Below are 1,000 nucleotides of genomic sequence, written 5' to 3' on the forward strand. Positions count from 1 at the left end.
GCCCGGCCCCTTGCCGCGCGGCCCGTTCCGTCACGAGGGTCACCGGGACGTCCCTCCCGGTGCCGACGCCCGGTGGGCCCGCAGCGCCGCCGTGTAGCCGCGCTCGATCGGGTGGTCGCCGGGGCCGCCCGCCGACTCGCCGAGAGCGCCGAGTGCCGGGGGCGTCCCGCGGTAGGCGACCCGGCCCGCGTCGACGAGGGTGACCTCCGTGCAGGCCGCCGCCACGTCCTCCACCAGGTGCGTGGAGACGATGACGGTGGACGAGGCGCCCAGTTCGCGCAGCAGCTCGCGGAACTCCACGCGCTGTTCCGGGTCCAGGCCGGCGGTCGGCTCGTCGAGGAGCAGCACACGGGGCTCGTTCACGACGGCCTGGGCGATGCCGACGCGGCGGATCATGCCGCCGGAGAGTCCGCGCACCTTCGCGTCGATGCGGTCGGCCAGGCCGACGCGGGCGACGGCCCGCTCGACGGCGGCCGGGACGCGGTCCGCGGGCATCTCCTTCAGCCAGGCCACGTAGGCGACGAACTCCCGCACCGTGAAGCCCGGGTAGTAGCCGAAGTCCTGCGGCAGGTAGCCCAGGTGGCGGCGGACCTCGCCGCGCCGCCGGTGGTCGCGGGTGTCGTGGCCGAGGATCTCCACCCGGCCGCCGGACGGTTCGGCGACCGTGGCGAGGACGCGGATCAGCGAGGTCTTGCCGGCCCCGTTGGGACCGAGCAGACCGTGCACGCCGGGGCCGAAGTCCAGGTCCACCGAGTCCAGGGCGACGGTTCTGCGGTGCCGGACGTGCAGGCCGGTGGTCCGGACGGTGGCGGCCGGTGTTCCGGGCACGGGGCGGGAAGCGGTGTGCGGAGCCGTGCTCAACTCTTCTCCAGGAAGTGGAAGGCGGGGCGGCGCGCGGCCAGCAGGGCGGCGGACAGGACGGCCGCGGCCGCCCAGCCCCCCTGGGCCGGGGCGCCGCCGAGGTACGAGGACAGCCGCGGGCCCAGCGCGTCGGTGGGCC

The 1,000-nt window shown here is 76.5% G+C and carries 1 protein-coding gene; it reads right to left on the reverse strand.

Features of this window, described 5'->3' with window-relative positions:
• Positions 1-39: 39 nt before the first annotated feature.
• Positions 40-861 carry an ABC transporter ATP-binding protein gene (locus B7767_RS36720; RefSeq protein WP_371103357.1) on the reverse strand — a complete coding sequence of 274 codons (822 nt, stop codon included), beginning with the start codon at positions 859-861 and terminating at the stop codon, positions 40-42.
• Positions 862-1,000: the final 139 nt, after the last annotated feature.

Origin of the sequence: Streptomyces sp. 13-12-16 (genome assembly GCF_002114215.1) — a bacterium.
Classification (GTDB): domain Bacteria; phylum Actinomycetota; class Actinomycetes; order Streptomycetales; family Streptomycetaceae; genus Streptomyces.